At 62.9% G+C, this 22,590-nt stretch carries 19 protein-coding genes, 3 tRNA genes and 1 riboswitch; of the genes, 7 read left to right on the top strand and 15 right to left on the bottom strand.

Going from position 1 to position 22,590, the window contains the following annotated elements; translation table 11 throughout:
* Positions 1-6 precede the first annotated feature (6 nt).
* The 6 genes from FW760_RS16050 to FW760_RS16075 all read right to left on the bottom strand — a co-directional run bounded on the left by FW760_RS16050 (position 7) and on the right by FW760_RS16075 (position 6,970).
* Positions 7-279, bottom strand: a complete 273-nt coding sequence (locus tag FW760_RS16050) for an HU family DNA-binding protein (protein ID WP_003183171.1) — start codon at positions 277-279, stop codon at positions 7-9.
* Positions 280-425: 146 nt separating this feature from the next.
* Positions 426-2,822: an endopeptidase La gene (gene lon, locus FW760_RS16055; RefSeq protein ID WP_043864491.1), complete on the bottom strand. Its 2,397-nt coding sequence runs from the start codon at positions 2,820-2,822 to the stop codon at positions 426-428.
* 152 nt (positions 2,823-2,974) lie between these two features.
* Positions 2,975-4,258, bottom strand: coding sequence for an ATP-dependent Clp protease ATP-binding subunit ClpX (gene clpX, locus FW760_RS16060; RefSeq protein ID WP_043864492.1), 1,284 nt, complete (start codon positions 4,256-4,258; stop codon positions 2,975-2,977).
* A gap of 105 nt (positions 4,259-4,363) precedes the next feature.
* On the bottom strand, positions 4,364-4,999 hold the full coding sequence (clpP, locus tag FW760_RS16065; protein ID WP_043864493.1) for an ATP-dependent Clp endopeptidase proteolytic subunit ClpP: 636 nt from the start codon (positions 4,997-4,999) through the stop codon (positions 4,364-4,366).
* Positions 5,000-5,090: 91 nt separating this feature from the next.
* The gene (tig, locus tag FW760_RS16070; protein ID WP_043864494.1) at positions 5,091-6,401 is read right to left on the bottom strand and encodes a trigger factor; all 1,311 of its coding nucleotides are present in this window, start codon (positions 6,399-6,401) and stop codon (positions 5,091-5,093) included.
* Positions 6,402-6,664: 263 nt separating this feature from the next.
* Positions 6,665-6,970, bottom strand: a complete 306-nt coding sequence (locus tag FW760_RS16075; protein ID WP_229589432.1) for a DUF6388 family protein — start codon at positions 6,968-6,970, stop codon at positions 6,665-6,667.
* Positions 6,971-7,196: 226 nt separating this feature from the next.
* Between FW760_RS16075 and FW760_RS16080 the strand changes: the two genes are divergently transcribed.
* The 3 genes from FW760_RS16080 (at position 7,197) to FW760_RS16090 (ending at position 10,632) form a co-directional block, all read left to right on the top strand.
* Positions 7,197-9,026 carry an SLC13 family permease gene (locus FW760_RS16080; RefSeq protein WP_446443879.1) on the top strand — a complete coding sequence of 610 codons (1,830 nt, stop codon included), beginning with the start codon at positions 7,197-7,199 and terminating at the stop codon, positions 9,024-9,026.
* Positions 9,027-9,169: 143 nt separating this feature from the next.
* Complete coding sequence (locus FW760_RS16085) at positions 9,170-9,688, top strand: sigma-70 family RNA polymerase sigma factor (protein ID WP_043864497.1); 519 nt, start codon at positions 9,170-9,172, stop codon at positions 9,686-9,688.
* A complete protein-coding gene (locus tag FW760_RS16090; RefSeq protein WP_058541307.1) occupies positions 9,685-10,632 on the top strand; it encodes a FecR domain-containing protein in 948 nt (315 codons plus the stop codon). The genes FW760_RS16085 and FW760_RS16090 overlap by 4 nt, the downstream gene beginning before the upstream one ends.
* A 13-nt stretch (positions 10,633-10,645) precedes the next feature.
* Here the strand turns inward: FW760_RS16090 and FW760_RS16095 are convergent, their stop codons facing one another.
* From FW760_RS16095 to FW760_RS16120, 6 genes are read right to left on the bottom strand one after another with little or no spacing between them, the layout of a single operon-like run.
* Positions 10,646-11,410: an ATP-binding cassette domain-containing protein gene (locus FW760_RS16095; protein WP_043864499.1), complete on the bottom strand. Its 765-nt coding sequence runs from the start codon at positions 11,408-11,410 to the stop codon at positions 10,646-10,648.
* Positions 11,411-12,421: a FecCD family ABC transporter permease gene (locus tag FW760_RS16100; RefSeq protein WP_054915286.1), complete on the bottom strand. Its 1,011-nt coding sequence runs from the start codon at positions 12,419-12,421 to the stop codon at positions 11,411-11,413. It abuts the gene before it with no gap.
* Positions 12,418-13,200, bottom strand: coding sequence for a heme/hemin ABC transporter substrate-binding protein (locus FW760_RS16105; RefSeq protein WP_052504327.1), 783 nt, complete (start codon positions 13,198-13,200; stop codon positions 12,418-12,420). The genes FW760_RS16100 and FW760_RS16105 overlap by 4 nt, the downstream gene beginning before the upstream one ends.
* A 50-nt stretch (positions 13,201-13,250) precedes the next feature.
* Positions 13,251-14,195, bottom strand: coding sequence for a ChuX/HutX family heme-like substrate-binding protein (locus FW760_RS16110; protein ID WP_213605994.1), 945 nt, complete (start codon positions 14,193-14,195; stop codon positions 13,251-13,253).
* Positions 14,196-14,223: 28 nt separating this feature from the next.
* Positions 14,224-15,156, bottom strand: a complete 933-nt coding sequence (locus FW760_RS16115; RefSeq protein WP_258659429.1) for a ChaN family lipoprotein — start codon at positions 15,154-15,156, stop codon at positions 14,224-14,226.
* Between the two features lie 17 nt (positions 15,157-15,173).
* A complete protein-coding gene (locus FW760_RS16120; RefSeq protein ID WP_446443880.1) occupies positions 15,174-17,582 on the bottom strand; it encodes a TonB-dependent receptor domain-containing protein in 2,409 nt (802 codons plus the stop codon).
* A gap of 268 nt (positions 17,583-17,850) precedes the next feature.
* Between FW760_RS16120 and FW760_RS16125 the strand changes: the two genes are divergently transcribed.
* Together FW760_RS16125 and FW760_RS16130 are read left to right on the top strand one after the other, a co-directional pair.
* Positions 17,851-18,036 (top strand): hypothetical protein, encoded by a 186-nt coding sequence (locus tag FW760_RS16125; protein WP_054915290.1) that lies wholly within the window; start codon positions 17,851-17,853, stop codon positions 18,034-18,036.
* 100 nt (positions 18,037-18,136) lie between these two features.
* Positions 18,137-18,529, top strand: a complete 393-nt coding sequence (locus FW760_RS16130; protein WP_446443881.1) for a RidA family protein — start codon at positions 18,137-18,139, stop codon at positions 18,527-18,529.
* Between the two features lie 99 nt (positions 18,530-18,628).
* Here FW760_RS16130 and FW760_RS16135 read toward each other — a convergent pair.
* The 3 genes from FW760_RS16135 to FW760_RS16145 form a co-directional block, all read right to left on the bottom strand.
* Positions 18,629-18,713 (bottom strand) — tRNA-Leu (locus tag FW760_RS16135).
* A gap of 53 nt (positions 18,714-18,766) precedes the next feature.
* A tRNA-His gene (locus tag FW760_RS16140) sits at positions 18,767-18,842 on the bottom strand.
* A gap of 41 nt (positions 18,843-18,883) precedes the next feature.
* A tRNA-Arg gene (locus FW760_RS16145) sits at positions 18,884-18,960 on the bottom strand.
* A gap of 285 nt (positions 18,961-19,245) precedes the next feature.
* On the opposite strand from FW760_RS16145, the gene folD reads away from it, so the two are divergent.
* Both folD and FW760_RS16155 read left to right on the top strand, forming a co-directional pair.
* Positions 19,246-20,100: a bifunctional methylenetetrahydrofolate dehydrogenase/methenyltetrahydrofolate cyclohydrolase FolD gene (folD, locus tag FW760_RS16150; RefSeq protein ID WP_054915292.1), complete on the top strand. Its 855-nt coding sequence runs from the start codon at positions 19,246-19,248 to the stop codon at positions 20,098-20,100.
* A gap of 137 nt (positions 20,101-20,237) precedes the next feature.
* A riboswitch (cobalamin riboswitch) is annotated at positions 20,238-20,440 on the top strand.
* A 121-nt stretch (positions 20,441-20,561) separates the two neighbouring features.
* A complete protein-coding gene (locus tag FW760_RS16155) occupies positions 20,562-22,496 on the top strand; it encodes a TonB-dependent receptor plug domain-containing protein (RefSeq protein WP_446443882.1) in 1,935 nt (644 codons plus the stop codon).
* Positions 22,497-22,590: the final 94 nt, after the last annotated feature.

Here is a 22,590-nt window from a genome sequence, read left to right on the forward strand (position 1 = left end):
GACGCCTTAGTTGACGGCTTCTTTCAGTGCTTTGCCGGCCTTGAAGCCTGGCTTCTTGGCAGCAGGAATTTCCAGAGTCTTGCCGGTTTGCGGGTTGCGACCGGTACGGGCAGGACGATCGGTTACCGAGAAGGTACCGAAACCGACCAGCACCACGGAATCACCGGCTTTCAGGGCGCCGGTGACGGATTCGATGACTGCGTCCAGCGCACGGCCGGCAGCAGCTTTCGGGATATCAGCAGATGCGGCAATAGCGTCAATCAGTTCCGACTTGTTCACTCTAAGTCCCCTTATCTCTATTTGAGTTTGTTTCTAAGTATGTAATGAAAAGCAAAACGATTGCCGGGTGGCCCACCGACAAGTGGGCGCCGCTTTATAACAAGGGCCCGAATTAACGTCGTGGAGGCCCCCCAGCCAAATACGTACTAATGGGTACTGATTCGTTCCTTGGAATCGCTGTCGCGCTTTTCATCCTTGGCGACAATCTCGGGAGCCACATCTGGCAAGGGCTCCGGGGCGTATTGCAGCGCAATTTGGAGGACTTCGTCAATCCATTTGACAGGTTTAATCTGAAGATCCTGTTTAATATTGTCAGGAATTTCCTTCAGGTCGCGCACATTCTCTTCTGGAATGATCACGGTCTTGATCCCGCCGCGGTGTGCTGCCAGCAGTTTTTCCTTCAAACCGCCAATGGCCAGCACCTGGCCACGCAGGGTGATTTCCCCGGTCATGGCCACATCGGCGCGCACCGGAATCCCGGTCAGGGCCGACACCAGTGCAGTGCACATGCCGATGCCAGCGCTTGGGCCGTCCTTGGGGGTAGCCCCTTCCGGCATGTGAATGTGGGTGTCGCGCTTCTCGTGGAAGTCGGCCGGGATCCCCAGGCTGCGTGCACGGCTGCGCACCACGGTCTGCGCGGCAGTGATCGACTCGACCATCACATCGCCCAGCGAACCGGTCTTGATCAGTTGACCCTTGCCCGGAATCACCGCGGCCTCGATGGTCAGCAGCTCGCCGCCCACCTGGGTCCACGCCAGGCCGGTTACCTGCCCTACCTGGTCCTGCTGCTCGGCCAGGCCGTAGCGGAACTTGCGAACGCCCAGGTAATGCTCGAGGTTGTCACCATCGACCTTGACGGCCACCTGCTTGAGCCCGGCATGTTCCTTGACGACCTTGCGGCAGATCTTGGCGATCTGGCGCTCCAGGCCCCGCACACCGGCTTCGCGAGTGTAGTAGCGGATGATGTCGCGGATGGCGGCAGTGTCGATCTCCAGCTCGCCCTTCTTCAGGCCGTTGGCCTTGATCTGCTTGGGCGAGAGGTACTTGACCGCAATGTTGATCTTCTCGTCTTCGGTGTACCCCGGCAGACGAATCACTTCCATCCGGTCGAGCAGCGCCGGCGGGATATTCATCGAGTTGGAGGTGCACAGGAACATCACGTCCGACAGGTCGTAATCGACCTCCAGATAGTGATCGTTGAAGTTGTGGTTCTGCTCGGGGTCGAGCACTTCGAGCAGTGCCGAGGCCGGGTCGCCACGCATGTCGCTGCCCATCTTGTCGATTTCATCGAGCAGGAACAGCGGGTTGCGCACACCCACCTTGGTCATCTTCTGGATCAGGCGACCTGGCATCGAACCGATGTAGGTACGGCGGTGACCGCGAATTTCTGCCTCGTCACGCACGCCACCCAGGGCCATGCGCACGAACTTGCGATTGGTGGCGCTGGCAATGGATTCGGCCAGGGAGGTCTTGCCCACACCCGGCGGGCCGACCAGGCACAGTACCGGGCCGCGGATCTTCTTCACGCGCTTTTGCACGGCGAGGTATTCGAGGATGCGTTCCTTGACCTCGTCCAGGCCATAGTGGTCGGCATCCAGGATCTCTTCGGCCTTGGCCAGGTCAAGGCGCACCTTGCTCTGCGCCTTCCACGGCACCTGCACCAGCCAGTCGAGGTACGAGCGCACCACGGTGGCTTCAGCCGACATCGGCGACATCTGCTTGAGCTTGTTCAGCTCGGCCTGGGCCTTGGCGTAGGCATCCTTGGGCAGGCCGGCAGCGTCGAGGCGCTTTTTCAGCTCTTCGACTTCGTTGTGGCCTTCGTCGCTGTCGCCGAGCTCTTTCTGAATGGCCTTCATCTGCTCATTCAGGTAGTACTCGCGCTGGCTGCGCTCCATCTGCTTCTTGACCCGACCACGGATGCGCTTCTCGACCTGCAACAGGTCGATTTCGGCATCCAGCAAGGCCAGGACGTGCTCGACCCGGGCGCCCAGGTCGATGATTTCGAGAATTTCCTGCTTCTGCTCGATCTTCAGGGCCATGTGGGCGGCCATGGTGTCGACCAGGCGGCCCGGCTCGTCGATGCTGTTGAGCGACGAGAGGACTTCAGCGGGGACCTTCTTGCCCAGCTGCACATACTGTTCGAATTGCGACAGCAGGCTGCGCACGAAGACTTCGGACTCGCGATCGGCGGCCTCGACTTCGTCGATCAGCGCCACATCGGCGCGAATATGCCCGTCGACTTCGACAAAGCGCTCAACCGCACCGCGCTGCTCGCCCTCGACCAGCACCTTGACGGTGCCATCGGGCAGTTTGAGCAGTTGCAGTACGGTTGCGATGGTGCCGACACGGTACAGGGCATCTTCACCTGGATCGTCATCAGCTGGATTCTTCTGGGCCAGCAGGAGGATCTGCTTCTCGCCCGTCATCGCGGCCTCGAGGGCCTCGATGGACTTTTCACGCCCCACGAACAGCGGGATGACCATGTGCGGGTAAACGACGACATCGCGCAATGGCAAAAGAGGCAAGTCGAGGGTTGTCTTCATGATTTCGCCTCTACAGCGGCCTTATGGCCGTAATCCGATGGAAATTTGAGCATGGAGTTAATGTGGGGGCAGGCCCGCAAAAAAACAAGCTCTGCGACAGGAAAAGCAAAGGGGCCCGTAGGCCCCTTGCTGGTTTGCTGCCGTCACCCGACTCAGGCGTCGGGTGCAGCCTTGGCTTGCGGCTCGCTGTTCTCGTAGATCAACAGCGGCTTGGACGAGCCATCGATGACGCTCTCGTCGATCACCACCTTGCTGACATCCTTCTGCGAAGGAATCTCGTACATGGTGTCGAGCAGGATGCCTTCGAGAATCGAACGCAGGCCACGGGCACCGGTCTTGCGCTCCAGTGCCTTGCGGGCCACCGACTTGAGCGCATCGCTGCGGAACTCCAGGTCGACGCCTTCCATCTCGAACAGCTTGCCGTATTGCTTGGTCAAGGCGTTCTTCGGCTCGGTGAGGATCTGCATCAGCGCAGCCTCGTCGAGCTCGTCGAGGGTTGCCAGTACCGGCAGGCGGCCGACGAACTCGGGAATCAGGCCAAACTTGACCAGATCGTCCGGCTCGACTTCACGCAGCGACTCACCAACCTTCTTGCCTTCTTCCTTGCTGCGAACTTCCGCACCAAAGCCGATGCCACCGCGGGTGGAACGGTTCTGGATGACCTTTTCGAGGCCCGAGAACGCACCGCCGCAAATGAACAGGATGTTGCGCGTATCGACCTGCAGGAACTCCTGCTGCGGGTGCTTGCGGCCACCTTGCGGCGGTACCGAGGCAACCGTGCCCTCGATCAGCTTGAGCAATGCCTGCTGCACGCCTTCGCCCGAAACGTCACGGGTGATGGACGGGTTGTCCGACTTGCGCGAGATCTTGTCGATTTCGTCGATGTAGACAATGCCCATCTGGGCCTTTTCCACGTCGTAGTCGCACTTCTGCAGCAGTTTCTGAATGATGTTCTCGACATCTTCACCGACATAACCCGCTTCGGTCAGCGTGGTGGCATCGGCAATGGTGAACGGCACATTCAACAGACGCGCGAGGGTTTCGGCGAGCAGGGTCTTACCCGAGCCCGTCGGTCCGATCAGCAGGATGTTGCTCTTGCCGAGCTCGACATCGTCGTTCTTCTTGTCACGTTGGTTCAGGCGCTTGTAGTGGTTGTACACCGCTACGGCCAAGACTTTTTTCGCGCGCTCCTGACCAATGACGTACTGGTCCAGGATGCCGCTGATTTCTTTCGGCGAAGGCAATTTATGCGCGCTGCTCTCGGCCTGGGCTTCCTGCACCTCCTCACGGATGATGTCGTTGCACAGGTCGACGCACTCGTCGCAGATAAAGACCGAGGGGCCGGCAATCAACTTGCGTACTTCATGCTGGCTTTTGCCGCAGAAGGAGCAATAGAGCAATTTGCCGTTGTCCTCGCCGTTACGGGTGTCAGTCATTCGATCGATCCAATCCGGTAGGCTTGCAACACAAGATGAAGGCAATTGCGGGCTTTTTCAAGTCCACAGGTGGCGGGAAGGCCCGGCCACCCGCTTGGCTGCCTATCAAACAGGCCGCTTGTGGAGCACCGAGTCGATCAGGCCGTATTCGGCAGCACGCTCGGCGCTCATGAAGTTGTCGCGGTTGGTGTCACGCTCGATGGTTTCGAGGTCCTGCCCGGTGTGATGGGCCAGCAGCTCGTTCAGACGCGAACGGATCTGCAGGATTTCCTTGGCGTGGATCTCGATATCCGAGGCCTGACCCTGGAAGCCACCCAGCGGCTGGTGAATCATCACCCGCGAGTTCGGCAGGCAGAAACGCTTGCCATGGGCACCGGCAGCCAGCAGGAACGCGCCCATGGAGCACGCCTGGCCGATGCAGGTGGTGGAAACGTCGGGCTTGATGAACTGCATGGTGTCGTAGATCGACATGCCTGCTGTCACCGAACCACCCGGCGAGTTGATGTAGAGATGGATGTCCTTGTCCGGGTTTTCCGCTTCAAGGAACAGCAATTGCGCTGCGATCAGGTTGGCCATGTAGTCCTCTACCGGGCCGACCAGAAAGATCACCCGCTCCTTCAACAGGCGCGAGTAGATGTCATAGGCGCGTTCGCCACGAGCGGATTGCTCGATAACCATCGGGACCAGGCCGCCTGCGGCCTGGATGTCAGAGCTCTGCTGATAATAAGAATTGCGGGACATGTCCTGCACTCACTCCCAAATAGTCATGTCTTGAATACGCACAAGCCAGCTCGAAGGCTGGCTTGTGGTGTTTTCCTACAAGAGAAGGAAATCAGTCAGCGGCAGGTGCCTGCACCGGCTTGACAGCTTCTTCGTAAGAGACCGATTTGTCGGTCACAGTCGCTTTCTGCAGAACAGTATCCACAACTTGTTCTTCCAGCACAACCGAACGGACTTCGTTCAGCTGCTGGTCGTTCTTGTAGTACCAGGCCACGACTTGCTCAGGCTCCTGGTAGGCCGAGGCCATTTCCTGGATCATTTCGCGAACGCGGTCTTCGTCTGGCTTGAGGTCGAACTGCTTGACCACTTCGGCGACGATCAGGCCCAGCACGACGCGGCGCTTGGCTTGCTCTTCGAACAGCTCGGCCGGCAGTTGCTCAGGCTTGATGTTGCCACCGAACTGCTGAACGGCCTGCACGCGCAGACGGTTCACTTCGTTTTCCAGCAGGGCCTTTGGCACTTCGATCGGGTTGGCAGCCAGCAGGCCGTCCATTACCTGGTTCTTGACCTTGGTCTTGATGGCCTGGCGCAGTTCACGCTCCATGTTCTTGCGAACTTCGGTGCGGAAGCCTTCGATGCCGGTTTCCTTGATGCCGAACTGGGCGAAGAACTCTTCGGTCAGCTCAGGCAGTTTTGGCTCGGAAACGCTGTTGACGGTAACGGTGAACTCGGCGGCTTTGCCAGCCAGGTCCAGGTTCTGATAGTCCTCGGGGAAGGTCAGGTTCAGAACGCGCTCTTCACCGGCCTTGGCGCCGACCAGACCTTCTTCGAAGCCTGGGATCATGCGGCCGGAACCCAGCACCAGCTGGGTGCCCTGGGCCGAACCACCGGCGAACACTTCACCGTCGACCTTGCCGACGAAATCGATGTTCAGCTGGTCTTCGTTCTGGGCAGCACGATCGGTCGCTTCAAAGCGAACGTTCTGCTTGCGCAGCACTTCCAGCATGTTGTCCAGGTCGGCGTCAGCCACTTCGGCGCTCAGGCGCTCGACGTTGATCGACTCGAAACCGGCAACGGTGAACTCAGGGAACACTTCGAAGACGGCAACGTATTCCAGGTCCTTGCCCGCTTCGAGCGACTTCGGCTCGATCGACGGCGAACCGGCCGGGTTCAGCTTCTGCTCGACCACGGCTTCGTAGAAGGAGGACTGGATCACATCGCCTACTGCTTCCTGGCGAGCGTCAGCACCGAAACGGCGCTTGATTTCGCTCATTGGAACTTTGCCTGGACGGAAGCCAGCGATCTTGGCCTTTTGGGCGGTCTGCTGCAGACGCTTGTTGACCTGGCTCTCGATACGCTCAGCCGGCACGGTGACGCTCATGCGGCGCTCGAGAGCGGAAGTATTTTCAACAGAAACTTGCATGGATATTCCTCGTTGCACAGACGTTAGCCGGCGATACCGACTCCAGAATCAAGGGCAAGCATTCTAGTGACTCAAACACCAGAAGTCACCCCGTTCAAATCAAGGAGAACAGGCCGCGGCACATTTGAATTTCGCACAACTGCCCCGAAGCCTCTTGCCCGGGCGCCGGAACCCGCCGTTGAAGGCGTTGCGGCCTGACCGGCGGGCATCCCGATGCCCAGTGGAGGCTATGGAACAGAAACTTTTCAACACACTACCGCGCCTCAGGGCGCAGCATCTTCAATTTCGTTGAACTCGCAGTATTCCTGCCAGCTCAGGCCCAATGTCTCGGCCACTTCGCGGTGCACTTCAAGACGCATCTCGCGCAGTTGTTCGGGCGACTCGGCAATCAACTCCAGGGTCAATTCCCAGGATTGAAGGCCACGCTCCTGCGCCTGGTCATCGAACGCCCACTGGATCTGCTGCTGTTGCTCGTGGGCATTGAGCCCGGCTATCTCTTCGAGCAACTGCGGGTTTGCCTGGGCAAATCGCTCTAGCGCGACCGCCTGGCGTGATTCTTTTGCAATCATGGTGCATTCCTTCCTGCGGCCGATAACCCGGCCACTGCTTCAACCGCCTGAAATCTATCAGCTTTGGCTTATTTGTCACTAGCCAGGGTGACATCGGCGACAGGTGAACAGCAGAATGCCGCGCACCTTAACATCTGGCCCTGTGCCACCCAAGCGCTGCAGCAAATCAACAAACGGCCGCCCGGTTTCTGCCAGACTCACCGGCGTCTTCTTTTCGGATACCTGCATGAATCACGAATTGTTCTGGGTCCTTGGCCTGCTGTTCAGCGCCGTCGCGCTGTTTGTCATCAATCGCCCGCGCATGGACGTGGTGGCGCTGCTGGTGATCGTCGCCCTGCCCCTGCTCGGCATCCTGAGCGTGCAGGAAGCCCTGGCCGGCTTCAGCGACCCCAACGTGGTGCTGATTGCCGCGCTGTTCGTGATCGGCGAAGGGCTGGTGCGCACCGGCATCGCCTACCGCATCGGCGAGTGGATGGCCGAACGCGCCGGCAACAGCGAAACTCGCCTGATCGTGCTGCTGATGGTGTCGGTGGCAGGCCTAGGCTCGGTGATGAGTTCGACCGGCGTGGTGGCGATCTTCATTCCGGTAGTGCTGAGCATCGCCGCACGCATGAAGGTGTCGCCCAGCCGCCTGATGATGCCACTGGCCTTCGCCGGGCTGATCAGCGGCATGCTCAGCCTGGTGGCCACGCCTCCCAACGTGGTGGTGCACAGCGAGCTGGTACGCCACGGTGAAACCGGTTTCAGCTTTTTCAGCTTCACCCCTTTCGGCCTGGTGATCCTGGTGCTGGGGGTGGGCTACATGCTGCTGACGCGCAACTGGCTGGGCAGCGCGACGCGCAAGGACGGCAGCACCGAAACCCGCCGCACCCTGCTCGACCTGATCATCGACTACAAGCTGGCCGGGCGTGAACGACGCCTGCGGGTCAGGCCCCATTCGCCGCTGATCGGCCACAGCCTGAGCGAGCTGAAGCTGCGCACCGAGCACGGTGCCAACGTGGTCGGCATCGAGCGCCAGCACAAGTTCAGCACCCGCGTGATCAGCCCCGACTCCAGTACCCTGGTGCACGAAGGCGACGTGCTGCTGCTTGACCTGTTCTCGCCCAAGGACGACCTGCGCAGCCTGTGCCAGACCATGCGCCTGGAGCCTCTGCACTTCAAGGCCGCCTACTTCATCGACCAGTCGCGCGAAGTGGGCATGGCCGAAGTGGCGCTGCCACCGGGCTCGCAGTTGATCGGCAAGAACCTGCTGGAGCTGACGTTCCGCAGCCGCTGGGGGCTGAACGTGGTGGGCCTGCGCCGCGACCAGGCGGCCATCGACGAGCAACTGGTGGAAGAAAAGCTCAAGCTGGGCGACACCCTGCTGGTGATCGGCACCTGGAAGGCGATTCGCCAGCTGCAGACGCAACCGCGGGACTTTCTGGTGCTGAGCCTGCCGGCGGAAGTGGACAACGTGGCCCCGGCCCTGAATCAGGCGCCTTATGCGCTGATCAGCCTGGCGGTGATGGTGGGCCTGATGATCAGCGGCCTGGTGCCCAACGTGATCGCCGCGCTGATCGGCTGCCTGCTGATGGGCGCCAGCCGCTGCATCGACATGGAGAGCGCCTACCGGGCGATCCACTGGCAGAGCCTGATACTGATCGTGGGCATGCTGCCCTTTGCCCTGGCGTTGCAGAAAACCGGAGGCATCGCCCTGGCGGTGGACGGCCTGGTGGGCGTGCTGGGCAGTGCAGGGCCCTACGTGATCCTCGCCACGCTGTTTGCGATCACGGCGCTGATCGGGCTGTTCATTTCCAACACCGCAACAGCGGTACTGATGGCGCCGGTTGCGATCACCACCGCACAGCAACTGGGCGCATCGCCCTACCCGTTCGCCATGATCGTGGCGCTGGCCGCATCCGCCGCGTTCATGACGCCGGTGTCGTCGCCGGTGAACACCCTGGTGCTGGGGCCGGGGCAGTATCGCTTCGCCGACTTTGTGAAGGTGGGGGTACCGTTCACGATCCTGGTGATGATTGTGAGCGTGCTGATGGTGCCGTGGATTTTTGCTCTGTAGACGGCGGTGCTGCCTTCGCCGGCCATGCCGGCTCCTGCAGGAGCCGGTTTGGCGGCCACAACCCACTAACAATAACAATTATCATTTGAGAAATAATCTCGTTATACTCCGCAGCCTCATCAGCCCTGCACCGATCGCACTCGATGGAATCCAGCCCACACGCCCCTGCCAGCGCCCATGCGTACCTGCAGACGCTGTACACCGATCACCATCGCTGGCTACGCCAATGGCTGCGCAACCGAATGGGTTGCCCGGAGTCGGCGGCTGACCTGGCCCAGGACACGTTCCTGAGCATCCTGGCCTCCAAGGACCTGTTCAGCATCCGCGAGCCGCGCTCGTTCCTGTCCACCGTGGCGCGGCGCCTGATGGCGAACGTACACCGGCGCCGACTGGTGGAGCAGGCCTATCTCGAAGCCCTGGCCAACCTGCCCGAAGCCGTGGAGCCCTCGCCCGAGGTGCGCACCCTGGCCCTTGAAGCCCTGACCCTGCTGGACAGGCTGCTCGACGAACTGCCGGCCAAGGTCCGCGAAGCGTTTCTGCTGTCGCACCTGCAGGGTCTGAAAATCGCCGAGATCGCCGAGCGCCTGCAAGTCAGCACACGCTCGGTGAAGCTGTACCTGGTGCGCGCCAACCAGCACTGTTTTTTTGCGCAACTGCCATGAGCACACCGCAACCGGCCTTCAAGCCCCGCACCACCCGTGAGGCTGCCCACTGGCTGACCCTGTGGATGGACGGCGACCTGCCGCCCGAGCAGGCCCAGGCCTTTGCACGCTGGCGCGCCGCCGACCCGGACAACGAACGCGCCTGGCTGCACATAGAAAGCCTGCGCGGTCGCCTGGCCGGGCTGGAGCCCACCGCCGGCTACCGCAGCCTCAGTCACGGCGGCAGCAGTCGTCGGCGGGTGGTCAAGGCATTGCTGCTGCTTGCCCTGGCCGGCGGCACCGGCGGCCTGGCCTACCGCGAGCCCTGGCGCAGCGGTGCGGGCCTGGCCTACCACAATGGCGCCAGCGCCCCTCGACACATCACCCTGGCCGATGGCAGCCAACTGACCCTGGATGCCGACAGCACGGTGGAGGTGGACTTCACCCCCACCCAGCGCACCCTGCACCTGCGCAGTGGGCGGCTGCTGATCAGTACCGGGCATGATGACGCGCAGCGCCCCTTCAGCGTGAAGACCGCCCAGGGCAGCGTCCTCGCGCTGGGCACCCGGTTCGTGGTGCAGGTGCAGCCCGAGCGCACCGATGTGCAACTGTTCGAAGGCGCGCTGAAACTCAGCCCGCTGCACACCACGCCACAGCGGCTCAGTGCCGGTGAGCGCACACGCTTTACTGCCATGCGCATCGACGACAGCACCCGGGTGGGCCGCGAGCCTTCATGGGGCGTAGGTGCACTGGAGGCCGACGACATGCGCCTGGGGCACTTCATTGCCGAACTGTCGCGCTATCGCCCCGGCCTGTTGCGCTGCACCAGTGAAGTGGCCGACCTGCGCATCTCGGGGGTCTACCCGCTGGCCGACAGCGATGCGGTACTCGACGCGCTGACCCAGTCGCTGCCGGTCAGCATCAACCGGCGCTCACGCTACTGGGTCACGGTCAGCGCCCGCTGAGGGAACTGGCCACTCAGCACGCCAGCTCGATGCCCACCGCGTGGCCGGGCCCCGCCGTTACACTGACCTGAGCCCCGAACACCGTCTCGATGGTATGTGCATTCAGTACCTGCGCGGGGGTCCCGCTGGCGCACAACCGGCCCTTTTCCATCAGCCACAGCCGGTCGCAGTAGCGCGCCGCCAGGTTGAGGTCATGCAGCACGCACACCACCGCGATATGTGGCAGGCGGGCCAGCCGGCGCAACAGGCGCATCAGATTCTGCTGCTGGCCGATATCCAGCGCGCTGGTGGGCTCGTCGAGCAGCAGCAGGCGCGGCGCCTGGCCCTCGGTGGGGCCCGCAGGGCTGATGGCCAACTGGTTCAGCGCGCGGGCGATGGTCACCCGCTGCAACTCGCCGCCCGACAGCGACAGCACACCGCGGTCGAGCAGATGAGTGATGTCCATGGCCTCGACGATGCCGGCGCACGGCAACCCCGCATGCCCCTGGCCCAGCTGGATGAATTCGCCGACCTGCCAGTCGAACGCACTGTCCATGTGCTGGGTGACCAGGGCGCGGTTGCGCGCCAGCTGGCGCGGCGAATAGGCGCTCAACGGCTGATCGAGCAGCCGCACTTCGCCGCAGTCGGGCGTGATATAGCCGGAGATCAGCGACAACAATGTGCTTTTGCCTGCGCCGTTGGGGCCGATCAGCCCCAGTAGCTGGCCGCCCTGTATGGCCTCGGTGACCGGGCTGAGGGCAAATGGCCGATGCAGGCCGACAGCGAGAAGATCGAGCATTCAGAACTCCCGGACCTTGCGGCCCAGCAACAACCAGAGAAAGTACGGCCCGCCGATCACGCTGGTGACCAGGCCGACCGGAATCTCGGCAGGGCTGACCAGGCTGCGCGCCAGGGTGTCGGCAAGCAGCAGCAGAATCGCCCCGCACAGCATCGAGGCCGGAATCAGCAGACGGTGGCCCGGCCCGAAGTACAGGCGCAGGCAGTGCGGCACCAGCAGGCCGATGAAGCCGATGATGCCGGTGAGTGCGACGCACAGGCCCACGCCCAGCGAGGAGGCCAGCACAATGCGATTTTTCAGGCGCTCGGCATTGAGCCCCGCCGCATGGGCAGACACCTCACCCAACTGGAACAGGTCCAGGTCGGCGGCGCTGCGCACCAGCACCAGCAAGGTCAACGGCAACACCACCAGCGCTACGCTCAGGGTCGACCACTCGGCACTGCCCAGGCTGCCCATGCCCCACAGGCTCAATTGGCGCAACTGTTCTTCGCTGGCCATGAAGGTCAGCATGCCGCCCACCGCGCCGGTCAGGGTATTGATCACCAGGCCGGCCAACAGCAGGGTGATGGTCGATTCACGACCTTTGTAGCCGCGCCCGATGCGGAAGATCACCAGCGTTACCAGCAACGCCCCGACAAACCCGGCCAGAAACTGCCCATACAGCTCCAGGCCGGCAAAACGCCCATTGAACAGCACGATCCAGATCGACACCGCCAACCCCGCACCGCTGGCCTGGCCCAGCAGCGTGGGGTCGGCCAGCGGGTTGCGAAACAGCCCCTGCATGGCGGTGCCGCCTGCTGCCAGGGTCGAGCCCACCAGCACCGCCAGCAGCAGCCGCGGCAGGCGTACCTCGCTCCACACTTGCCATTCCAGCGGCGCGGGCAGATGGCCCAGCAGGATGCGCGGCGACAGGCCGATGCTGCCCACCAGCGAACACAGCGCCAGCAAGGCGCACAGGCCGGCCAGCATCAGCAACAGCGTGGGCAATGAGCGGGTGTGCGAGCGCGTCATGGGAACAGCGCCCCGGCATCACGGCGCAGTTGCAGCATGGCCGCCACGGTGCGTGGGCCCAGGTTGAGCAGCGCCTGATCGTCCACCTGCACCAGGCGCCGGTGCTGACCGGCCGGGGTCAGCGCCAGGCCGCCGAGCTTCCACAGGTTGTCCTCGCCGCCCAGGGCCTGCAACCCGGCGCGGCTGATGATCACGAAATCCGGTGCAAGCGACACCATCGCTTCGGCCGCCACCTGCTTGTAGGCACTGAACGGCGCGCAGTTCTCGATGCCCGCCTGCTCCAGTGCGGCATGGGCTTCGGTGCCGCGCCCCATGATCAGCGGGATCATGCCCGCTCGATTGAAGATGAACAGCGCCCTGGGGCCCTTGAGCGGCGCCAGTGCAGCCAGCTCGGCGGCCAGACGTTGCTGCTCTGCAACCAGCGGCGGGCTCAGGGTTTCACGGTCGAAGGCCTTGGCCACCTGTTCTATCTTGCGTGGGATATCGGCGATGCGCTTGCCCCTGGGCACTTCGATGACCTCAACGCCCACGGTATCCAGCTGGCGCAGCACCACGGCCGGACGCGCCGCATCGCTGAGCACCACCCGCCGCGGATGCAGGCTCAGGATGCCTTCGGACGACAACTGGCGCAGATAGCCCACCGACGGCAGGCGAGCCACTTCGGGTGGGTAGTGACTGGAATCGTCACGCCCCACCAACCGCGAAGTGGCCTGCAACTGCGCGGCAATCTCGGCCAGGTCGTTGCCGATGACCAATGTGTCGGCCTGATCGGCATGCACGGGCGCTGTACCTATTAAAAGAAGCAGGCACACACTCAGCAGCCGAGCGCTCATTGCCCCGCCTCCAACCGATCGAGCAACTCGCGCCAGGCTGGCTGTTCGGGCTGCCCGGCAGGGCGACGCCCGAATAGTTGCACGATCAGGCGCTGCTCGGCATCGAAGATCTCCAGGCTGTTGACCCCGCCTACCGCGTTGGGTTTGTACACGCGCCAGGCTTCGGCTTCGACAGTGTCACGTATGCCGAAACGGGTTGGTGCGGCGTCACCGTCACCCGGCATGTCGAACACCAGGCTGTCGCCCTGCCGCGTGGCGCCGTCGAGCTTGCCGGTGTAGATCTGCGTGGAGCCGGGGCTATAGATGAAGACCATCAGTTCCAGCCCGCTGTCGGCCAGTTGCCCGAGCAGCGCCGCAGTGCCCGCGCTGCCGATACGCCGGGCAAACTGCGGGGCCACGCCCTGGTTGCCCTGATAGCGGGTCAGGCCATGACGCTTGAGCAGCGCGAAGTGGTCATGCACATCCCCCATCGCTGCCCAGTCGTCGACCAGCCCGGCGACCTGTACATCTTGTTTGACCAGCGCCTCGCGCGGTGTGAAGTGCGGGTGCTCCAGGCTGCCCTGGGCATACAGCTCGGCCCACGCCTGCAGGTTCGAGCCGGGTAGCGACGCCAGGCGCAACAGCGGCGCGGCATGCCGGTCGAACACCCTCAGCTCGAAATCACCAGCGGCCTGGCCACGGGTGAGGCACAGCCAGTGCCAGGCGCGCAGGTTCAGGCGCAGGTCCAGGCCATCTTCGCCAAGCACCAGACCGACCTGGGCAACATCGTCCGACCGTGGGAAGCGCCCCACCTGGTCGAGGAATGCATGACTGGCCTGGGTCATGACCCTCAGCGGGCCAAGGTGATACAGCCGGGCCGCCACTTCGGCGGCAGGCAGGGCGAGGCTGAGGCAGTCATGCCCAAGGCGTTGGCGGAGGTCGCTGGCAGTAATAGCAGGCATGTGGGGATTCCTTGTGAGCAGAAAAGGTTCAGTGAAGGGCTGGCTGCAAGGGTGCGTCGCAGCTGGCAGCCGCCGGGGCAAGCGCAACGCCGTCGCCGTCCTGGCTGGGCAACAGCCACACGAAGTCGGCATCCTGCACGGCTGGGGCCTGGCCCTCCTCCCCCAGCACCAGCACCTTCAAACCGGGATCGCGCGCGCCATGCCTGAGGTACTGGGGCGCGCCCTGGGACTTGAGGGTGTGCAGCACACCGGCGAACAACAGGCGCGGGGCCGGCGCGGCGTCGAGCACCTGGGCCATGCGCCGGTCGCGACCGTGCTGAATGGCGAGCATGGCGTTCAGTCGCGGCAGGTCGATCTCGCCACAGTGCATCTGCACGATGCGCTGACGCTGCACCTCGGCGATTGCCGCTTGCGGAAACAGGCTGGCCGCATCCGCGGGCGCGTCGGCTGCCACCTGCTTGCGTTCGCGGGAAGACAGGTTGCCGGCCAGCACCGGTGCCGGGGCCTGCATCAGTGCCTGCATCAACGGGCCGTATTGCTCCCAGCTCCAGCGCTCATCCCACTGCATGATCTTGCGCAGACGCGCCAGCCGCACGCGGTTGCCTGCGCCCAGCCACGCCTGCACATCGCCAACCGGGCGCTGCTGATCGCTATCGAGCATCTCGAGCACCACGGCGCCTTGCTGGCGCCGCTCGGCCAGGCCGGTGGCCAGCCACTGCTCGATCAGGTGATGAGCCACGTTGTCGTGGGTCTCCCCCACCATCACCGTGGGGGCTTGCGCCAGTACGTCGAGCAATTGCCCGGCATCGATCTGCTGGCCGCTGCGCACATCAACGATCGCGCCCCAGCCGGGGATGTTGGCTTCGACACGGGCATAGGCGGTCTGGGCCGGCGGCGCATTGACCGTGGCGCAGCCGACGAGCAGGGCAAGGCACGCCCCAAGCAGGCAGTTCGTGTACATGAGAGGGTCCTGTGGGGTCAGTATTCGAACGTGACGCCGAACGAGGTGGTACGCCCACGCCCGGTACCGCGGTCCAGTGAGGCGGACATGATCGAGTCCACCGAGGCGTTGTAGCTGTAGGTCTTGTTCTCCACGTTCTCGACGTTGAAGAACAGGCTGACGTTCTGCTGCACCTGCCAGCTGCCGTAAAGGTCCCAGATCACGCCGGTAGACTGTGTCTTCCTGGTTTCGTACCAGTCCCAGCTTTCTTCGGCAGGGCCGGAGTACTCGCCGCGGGCGCCGAGCACCACGCGCTCGTCGAACCAGCGCGTGCCCAGATCGAGGGTCCAGTAGCGGTCGGGCTGGCTGTTGATGTCTTCGAGTTCGATGCCCGAGGTGGTCGGCGCCTTGGTGGTGGCGCGGGTCCAGGAGAGGTTGGCGTAGACGAAGCCTGCGTCGTAGCGGCCCTCGATCTCGTAGCCGCTCATGCGCACCTGCTCGGGCCAGTTGACCCAGTTGGCCTTGGCCGAATATTCGCCGTCGTCATCGACGATGTCGAACGACTGCGGGGTGATATAGCCGTCGATCTTGCTGATGAAGCGGTTGACCTTGAGCTGGGCGTAGTCGTTGCTGCTGAACAGCCCGGCGCGACTGAGATTGAAGCCGAACTCGTAGTTGGTGGAGCGCTCCTGGCGCAGGTAGGGGTTGGCCCCCACGCCGTCGGCATCGCTGGCATCGGCGGTCATCGGTACCTTCTCGAAGAACATCTCCTGCACCCGCGGTGCACGCGAGGTGCGCGACCAGCTGGTATAGAGCTGCATCCAGTCATAGGGCTTTACGGCAAAGCCGATACGCGGGTTGAAGCTGTGCTCGCGGCGGGTGATGTCCACATCGCCCCCGCCGATACCCGCGCACTCGCGCAAAATCGAGCACTTGGGCACGTGGCCGCTGACCTTGTAGCCGTCGTAGTGCATGCCCAGGGTCATGGCATAGATGTCGTAGTCCAGCTCCAGGGTACTGAACAGGCTTTCGGTCTGCTGCTTGCCTTCGGGGTTGGCCCCGCGTTTTTCCGGCGTGTCGGCAACGAAGTCGTCGGTGTAGTAGCGCATGCCGTTGCTCCAGCTCGCTTCCACCGGGCCGAGGTTGAAACGGCTGAGGTTGGTGAAGTCGAAACCGTGGGCATCGTCGTGGGTCTTGCGGCCGATGAAGGTGGATTCCTCCACCGGCGGGTAATCGAGCTGGGTCTTGTTCTGGTAGGCGTTTACCGTCAGGTTCACCCATTCGTTGTAGGGCGTGTAGGCGTACTTGGCGCGGTAGGTTTCGTTGCGCAGTTCCCATGGGTAGTTGTGGTAGAACTCGTTGCGGTACTGCACGCCGCTGAGGTCCAGGCGGTGCAGGTCGTTGGGCTGCAGGCGCACCTTGAGCAGGCCCGAGCGCGGGCTCTGCTTGGTGGTGTCGTAGTGGTTTTCCTGGCCGGAGCTGGTCTTGTATTCGCCGGTTTGCGAACTGCTGGCGGCGGCGACGATGCCGTACACGCCTTCGCTATCCTCGGGACGGGTTCGTGCGCCGGCGGCGAGCATGCGCGTGTTGCCGTAACCGTTGTTGCCGGTGCGGTAGGTGCTGCGCACACCCACGCGGTGATCGGGCTTGACGATGTCGTCGATATCGAAGGTGCGGAAGTTGGCGGTGCCCCCCAGGGTATTGGCACCTTCGGCGCCGTCCACCGCGCCGCGCTGCACATCGACACCGGCCAGCAGGTTGGGGTCGACGAAGGCCATCGGCCCGCCTGAACCGTGACCGGCGTTGTTGCGGAAGGTCTGGGTCACGCCGTCGATCATGGTGTTGACCCGCCCCAGGCCCGACAGCCCGCGGATGTTCACCGAAACCCCGGGCTGGCTGCGCGAATGCAGGGTGTAGGTACCGGGCATGGAACGCACCAGGCTGTTGAGGTCCTGGCGTTCGGCGTGCACTTCGCGGCTGCTGCGGATCACGCCCGGGCGCTCGCCCAGTGCGTTGACCAGCGTGGGGCCCACCTCCAGCGCGCTGCGGCTCTGTTCCTCGGCGCGCAGCACGAAGCTCTTGTCCTTGAGCTGCACGATGCGCAGCCCGGTACCCATCAGCAGCAGGTCGAAGGCTTCCTTGCGGTTGTACTCGCCATCCAGGCCCTGGGTCTGGCGCTTGTCGGTCAGCTCCGGGGCAAAGGTCAGCATCACGCCGGTGGCGCCCGCCAACTGGTTGAGTGCGGGCGCCAGCGGGCCTGCCGCAATCTGGTAATGCTTGCGTACAGCTGCGTGCTGAGCGGTGGGCGCCTCCATGGGCGCCGCCATTGCAACGCTGGCACCACTGACGGCAAGCGCCAGCACAGTAAGCGCGCCCTGCGCCGCCTTGAAAACACGGTGCCTGTCGGGCTGCTGGCCTGGATTTACGGTCGGCGCGATGCGTTTCACGTGAAGCTCCCTGGAACGTTGCAATGGTCTTGCAATAGAGGTCACGTGAGGCAGTCAAAAAGGGAAATGAAAATCAGTATTATTTTTAAAATCATTCATCAGCATGCGCGCGGATAAATGTTGGAACAGTTCTGCCCGTGATGTTCACGCGCCTACGGCGCAAAGGACGCTATGCTTGCAGGGCCTTCCGTTGACGAACGGTGCCACAGCACCCGCACACGGAACGGCCGACTCGAGTGGCAGGGAGGCCGTGATAAAGGAACCGCACATGGAAAAATACCGATTGGCCGCTGCGCAGCTCGACGAGAGCCTCAGCAGAATTCGCGAACAACGCGATCACCTCCTCGCCCTGGGGGAGGCGGAGCAAGCCGCTCCACTCACCAGAATCCTCAACATCGTTCGACTGGAGCTTGAGCTGTCACCGGTAGGTGGGCCCAAGGCGACCAGGCACTGACGCGAGGGCACTGAAACGCGAAAGCCACCTTGATAGGTGGCTTTTCTGTTCTATAGAGTGGCGCGTCGCTTGATAGCCCTACTCTCCTGGACCCTGCCCCATGACTGATCGCCAGATTATCGTCCCCGACGAGATGAAATTGCTTTGCGAGCGTGCTGGTTATGCCCCCGCGGTAAAGGTGGGCAGAACCCTGTACTGCGCCGGGCAGGTGGGTCGAACGCCGGAGCTGGAGGTGATTGAAGACCCGGAGCAGCAGTTTCTGGCGGCCTGGGAAAACCTTCGCCTCGTGCTCGCGGCGGGCGGTTGCGGGTTTGACGACGTGGTCGAAATGACGACCTATCACATCGACATGCAACGCCATATGCCGCTGTTCAGGAGCGTGAAGGACAAGGTCTTTCCAAGGAGCACCTGTGCATGGACCTGCATAGGCGTCAGCGAACTCGCCCGACCAGGGTTGCTGGTGGAGATCAAGTGCATTGCGGTGCAGCGGTAGGTGCGGGTAAGGAGTAGAAGCCCAGAAACGAAAAAAGCCGCTCAAGGCGGCTTGTTCCGGGCTTCAACGCACTTCAGCGAAGGGCGGTGAAAGCATCTATGGTGCGGACGAAGAGACTCGAACTCTTACAGCTTGCGCCGCTGGAACCTAAATCCAGTGTGTCTACCAATTTCACCACGTCCGCGTGAAGCTTTTAAAGCAAAGGCGCCGGATTTTCATCGGGCGCCTTTTAGAATATGGGGTGGACGATGGGGATCGAACCCACGACAACAGGAGTCACAATCCTGTGCTCTACCAACTGAGCTACGCCCACCATATTGCTTTACTGCTTTTACTTGTGCCAGCTGCCTGTATTGGCGCACCCGGCAGGACTCGAACCTGCGACCATCCGCTTAGAAGGCGGATGCTCTATCCAGCTGAGCTACGGGCGCATATTTAATCTGCTTTCTGTTAGGATTACAAATTAACTTTTAGTCATACCGAACAAGCTATCAAAACCACTCATTCTGCCTGACCTTGCTAACCAGTGCTAGGCTCTGCCCGACAAGTGCGATGAATGTTATAGACGAGCGGCAAAGTCGTCAACACTTTTTTGAAAAAAATTCATTTTATTTAAGGGGTTAGGGGAATTGCCAGACCAAGCGCCTTTGCCCTGCGCCCCGGTCATGCGAGAATGCGCGCTCTTTTTATTCCCTCTCGATGGTTAATCACGCGTCATGACTGCACAACTTATCGACGGCAAGGCGATCGCCGCCAGCCTGCGCCAGCAGATCGCCCAACGTGTCGCGCAACGTCGCGAGCAAGGCCTGCGCACCCCCGGCCTGGCAGTGATCCTGGTAGGCAGCGACCCCGCCTCCCAAGTCTATGTTTCGCACAAGCGTAAAGACTGTGAAGAGGTCGGCTTCAACTCCCAGGCCTATGACCTGCCCAGCGACACCACCCAGCAGGCGCTGACCGACCTGATCGACCGCCTAAATGAAGACGCCGACATCGACGGCATCCTGCTGCAGCTGCCACTGCCGGCGCACCTGGATGCCTCGCTGCTGCTCGAGCGCATTCGCCCCGACAAGGACGTGGACGGTTTCCACCCTTATAACGTAGGCCGCCTGGCCCAGCGCATCCCGCTGCTGCGCCCGTGCACCCCCAAAGGCATCATGACCCTGCTGCACAGCACCGGTCAGGACCTGTACGGCATGAATGCGGTGGTAGTGGGCGCCTCGAACATCGTCGGCCGCCCCATGGCCATGGAGCTGCTGCTGGCCGGCTGCACCGTGACCGTGACCCACCGCTTCACCAAGGACCTGGCCGGCCACGTCGGTCGCGCCGACCTGGTGGTGGTGGCTGCCGGCAAGCCGGGGCTGGTCAAGGGTGAATGGATCAAGGAAGGCGCCATCGTCATCGACGTGGGCATCAACCGCCAGGAAGACGGCAAGCTGGTGGGCGACGTGGTCTACGAGACCGCCCTGCCCCGCGCCGGCTGGATCACTCCGGTGCCAGGCGGCGTCGGGCCGATGACCCGGGCGTGCCTGCTGGAGAACACCTTGTATGCGGCCGAAGAGCTGCACGGTTGACCCCGCTGGATTTAAGTTCCAGCGGCGCTAGCCACTAAAGGAACGGCACCTGAGAAGGTGCCGTTTTTTTTGGCCTGGAACAAACGCACGCTCGTCAGCAAAGGCCGTCAGGTTGACGAACGGTCATGACAATGGTCAGATGCGGCCCAGTTTCAGGTGCCTGCTGCCGCCGTGCAGCAGGTGAAACGGGAAGCCGGTGCGTCTTGCATGACTAGTCCGGCGCTGCCCCCGCAACGGTAAGCGAGTGAAGCATCCAACAGGCCACTGTGCGCAACGCATGGGAAGGCGGATGACTTCGAGCCTCGCAAGCCCGGAGACCGGCCTGCAAACCCACGACTGTTGAAAGGATGCGTTCAGTCATTTTGGCAAACCTGCGGTGGGCGGGCACGAGCCGGTATTCTGGCGCGCGTTCGCCGGAACCCTCCTGTGCGCTTCCCGAAAAATCCTTTTTCGAGAAGTAGATGAAGACACGTCGTTTTACCCTGATCGGTTGCCTGATCGGCAGCCCGGCCCTGGCGGCCAGCGAACCCCTGACCCTCGACCAGCAGATCGTTTCCGCACCCTCGGTGGAGTCCACCACGGTGGCCGAGATGGCGCGCTATGGCAGCAAGGTGGAGGTCGTGGACCGCGAGCAGATCGAGCGCGCCGGCCCCAGCGCCGACATCACCCGCGTGCTGCAGATGTTCGTCCCCGGCCTGTATGTGGCGCCCAAGCAGGGGCCGTTCGACTATGGCACCTATTCGCTGCTGGGCGGGCGCAACGACGACACGCTGATCATGCTCGACGGGGTGCGCCTGAACAACCGTCTCTACGGCGGCATCTATATAGACACCCTGCCCGCCGCCGCCATCGAGCGCATCGAGGTACTCAAGGGCGGCCAGAGCCTGCTGTTCGGCACCCAGGCCGTGGCCGGGGTCATCAACATCGTCACCCGTTCGGCCCATAGCCGCGACCCCTCGGGCCAGGTCAACCTGGGCGTCGACAGCTTCATGGGGCGCAACGGCGATGCCCGTATCGAGCGCATCTTCAGCAACGGCCTGGGCGACCTGGGGCTGCTGGCCTACGTCAGCCACAACGTGTCCGAGGGCTACCAGCCCTACCACAGCAGCCAGATCACCTCGACGGTCAGCGACAAGAAGCGCAGCTACGAGGTCAACACTTTCGGCGCCAAGGCCGCACAAAGCCTGGGCGATGACAGCCGCCTGGAGCTGTTCTACCAGTACAGCGCCGCCAACCTGGACTTCCTGCGCCCGGACGCCAACCGCCGTACCACCAACGACCGCGTGCAGCAGATCGCCACGGCCACTTTCGAGCAGCGCCTGAACCCCGACTTCAGCTACTTCGTCAAAGGCCACATGAACGATTGGGATACGCGCTACACCCGCATCTACAACAACACCGACGGCAGCACCCGCACCCTCAACCACGACGACTACTGGGGCTTCAGCGACTGGGGCATGCAGGCCGAAGGCAAGGCCGTGCTCCCCGACGAGCACACCCTGGTGTTCGGTACCGACAACCAGTGGTTCAAGGGCAAGGACGACGTGCTCAAGATCGATAACAACCAGGCCGAGGCCCATGCGCTGTATGTGCAGCTGCGCCCTGTCATCGACGCCCTGCCTGACTGGCACCCCAGCATCGGCGTGCGCCGCGAGCACCTGAGCGGTGGTGACAGTGCCACGGTGGGCATGCTCACCTCGCTCTACGACCTGACCGACCAGCTCAAGCTGCGCGGCCAGTTCGGCACCGCCTACAAGCTGCCCAACGCCGAGCAACTGTACGTCAACGAACCGGGCGACGAGATGGGCAACCCCAACCTCAAGCCGGAGAAGAGCCGCAATGCCGAACTGGGCCTGGACTACACCGGCCTGATCCAGGGCCAGCCTTACAGCCTGAGCGGTACGCTGTTCACCCGGCGCATCGAGGACCTGATCACCATCGTGGATGCACAATGGGTCAACGGCGATGGCGAGATCCAGGTGCGCGGCGTCGAGGTCAACGGGCAGTTCCAGCTCAGTGACCGCTGGCAGCTGGCGGCAGACATGACGCGCAACCTGAGCGAGTCGCGCAACGGCGCCACCCTCAACAACATTCCCGGGTTCTTTGCACGCAGCCGGCTGGGGTACGAGTCGGGTGACCGGATGTGGGGCGCAGGCGCGGCGGTGCGCTACATCGGCACGGTGAAAAGCCCGCGGGATGTGGACTACGGGCATTACACCGTGGTGGACGCCGATGCCTACCGCTACCTGGACGGCGCCCGCCAGCATCGCCTGAGCCTGCTGCTGGAGAACCTGCTGGACCGCGACTACACCACCAGCATGGACAGCGGCGCGCGCAAGGTGCAGAACCTGGGAAGGCCGTTCACCAGCGAAGTGCGTTACACCTACAGCTTCTAGAAGCAGCGCGGGTCAAGCCCGCTCCCACAGGCTCATCCGTCACCTGTGGGAGCGGGCTTGACCCGCGAAAGCCGCACCACGGACTCAAGGACAA

This window comes from Pseudomonas sp. 1176_21 (genome assembly GCF_052850635.1).

Excerpts from the sequence above, each read along its gene's own strand:
- FW760_RS16115 (WP_258659429.1), bottom strand. The coding sequence starts at position 15,156 with ATGTACACGAACTGCCTGCTTGGGGCGTGCCTTGCCCTGCTCGTCGGC.
- FW760_RS16080 (WP_446443879.1), top strand. The coding sequence starts at position 7,197 with ATGAATCACGAATTGTTCTGGGTCCTTGGCCTGCTGTTCAGCGCCGTC.
- tig (WP_043864494.1), bottom strand. The coding sequence starts at position 6,401 with ATGCAAGTTTCTGTTGAAAATACTTCCGCTCTCGAGCGCCGCATGAGC.
- FW760_RS16090 (WP_058541307.1), top strand. The coding sequence starts at position 9,685 with ATGAGCACACCGCAACCGGCCTTCAAGCCCCGCACCACCCGTGAGGCT.
- FW760_RS16095 (WP_043864499.1), bottom strand. The coding sequence starts at position 11,410 with ATGCTCGATCTTCTCGCTGTCGGCCTGCATCGGCCATTTGCCCTCAGC.
- FW760_RS16110 (WP_213605994.1), bottom strand. The coding sequence starts at position 14,195 with ATGCCTGCTATTACTGCCAGCGACCTCCGCCAACGCCTTGGGCATGAC.
- FW760_RS16100 (WP_054915286.1), bottom strand. The coding sequence starts at position 12,421 with ATGACGCGCTCGCACACCCGCTCATTGCCCACGCTGTTGCTGATGCTG.
- lon (WP_043864491.1), bottom strand. The coding sequence starts at position 2,822 with ATGAAGACAACCCTCGACTTGCCTCTTTTGCCATTGCGCGATGTCGTC.
- FW760_RS16130 (WP_446443881.1), top strand. The coding sequence starts at position 18,137 with ATGACTGATCGCCAGATTATCGTCCCCGACGAGATGAAATTGCTTTGC.
- FW760_RS16085 (WP_043864497.1), top strand. The coding sequence starts at position 9,170 with ATGGAATCCAGCCCACACGCCCCTGCCAGCGCCCATGCGTACCTGCAG.
- FW760_RS16075 (WP_229589432.1), bottom strand. The coding sequence starts at position 6,970 with ATGATTGCAAAAGAATCACGCCAGGCGGTCGCGCTAGAGCGATTTGCC.
- clpP (WP_043864493.1), bottom strand. The coding sequence starts at position 4,999 with ATGTCCCGCAATTCTTATTATCAGCAGAGCTCTGACATCCAGGCCGCA.
- FW760_RS16155 (WP_446443882.1), top strand. The coding sequence starts at position 20,562 with ATGAAGACACGTCGTTTTACCCTGATCGGTTGCCTGATCGGCAGCCCG.
- clpX (WP_043864492.1), bottom strand. The coding sequence starts at position 4,258 with ATGACTGACACCCGTAACGGCGAGGACAACGGCAAATTGCTCTATTGC.
- FW760_RS16125 (WP_054915290.1), top strand. The coding sequence starts at position 17,851 with ATGGAAAAATACCGATTGGCCGCTGCGCAGCTCGACGAGAGCCTCAGC.
- folD (WP_054915292.1), top strand. The coding sequence starts at position 19,246 with ATGACTGCACAACTTATCGACGGCAAGGCGATCGCCGCCAGCCTGCGC.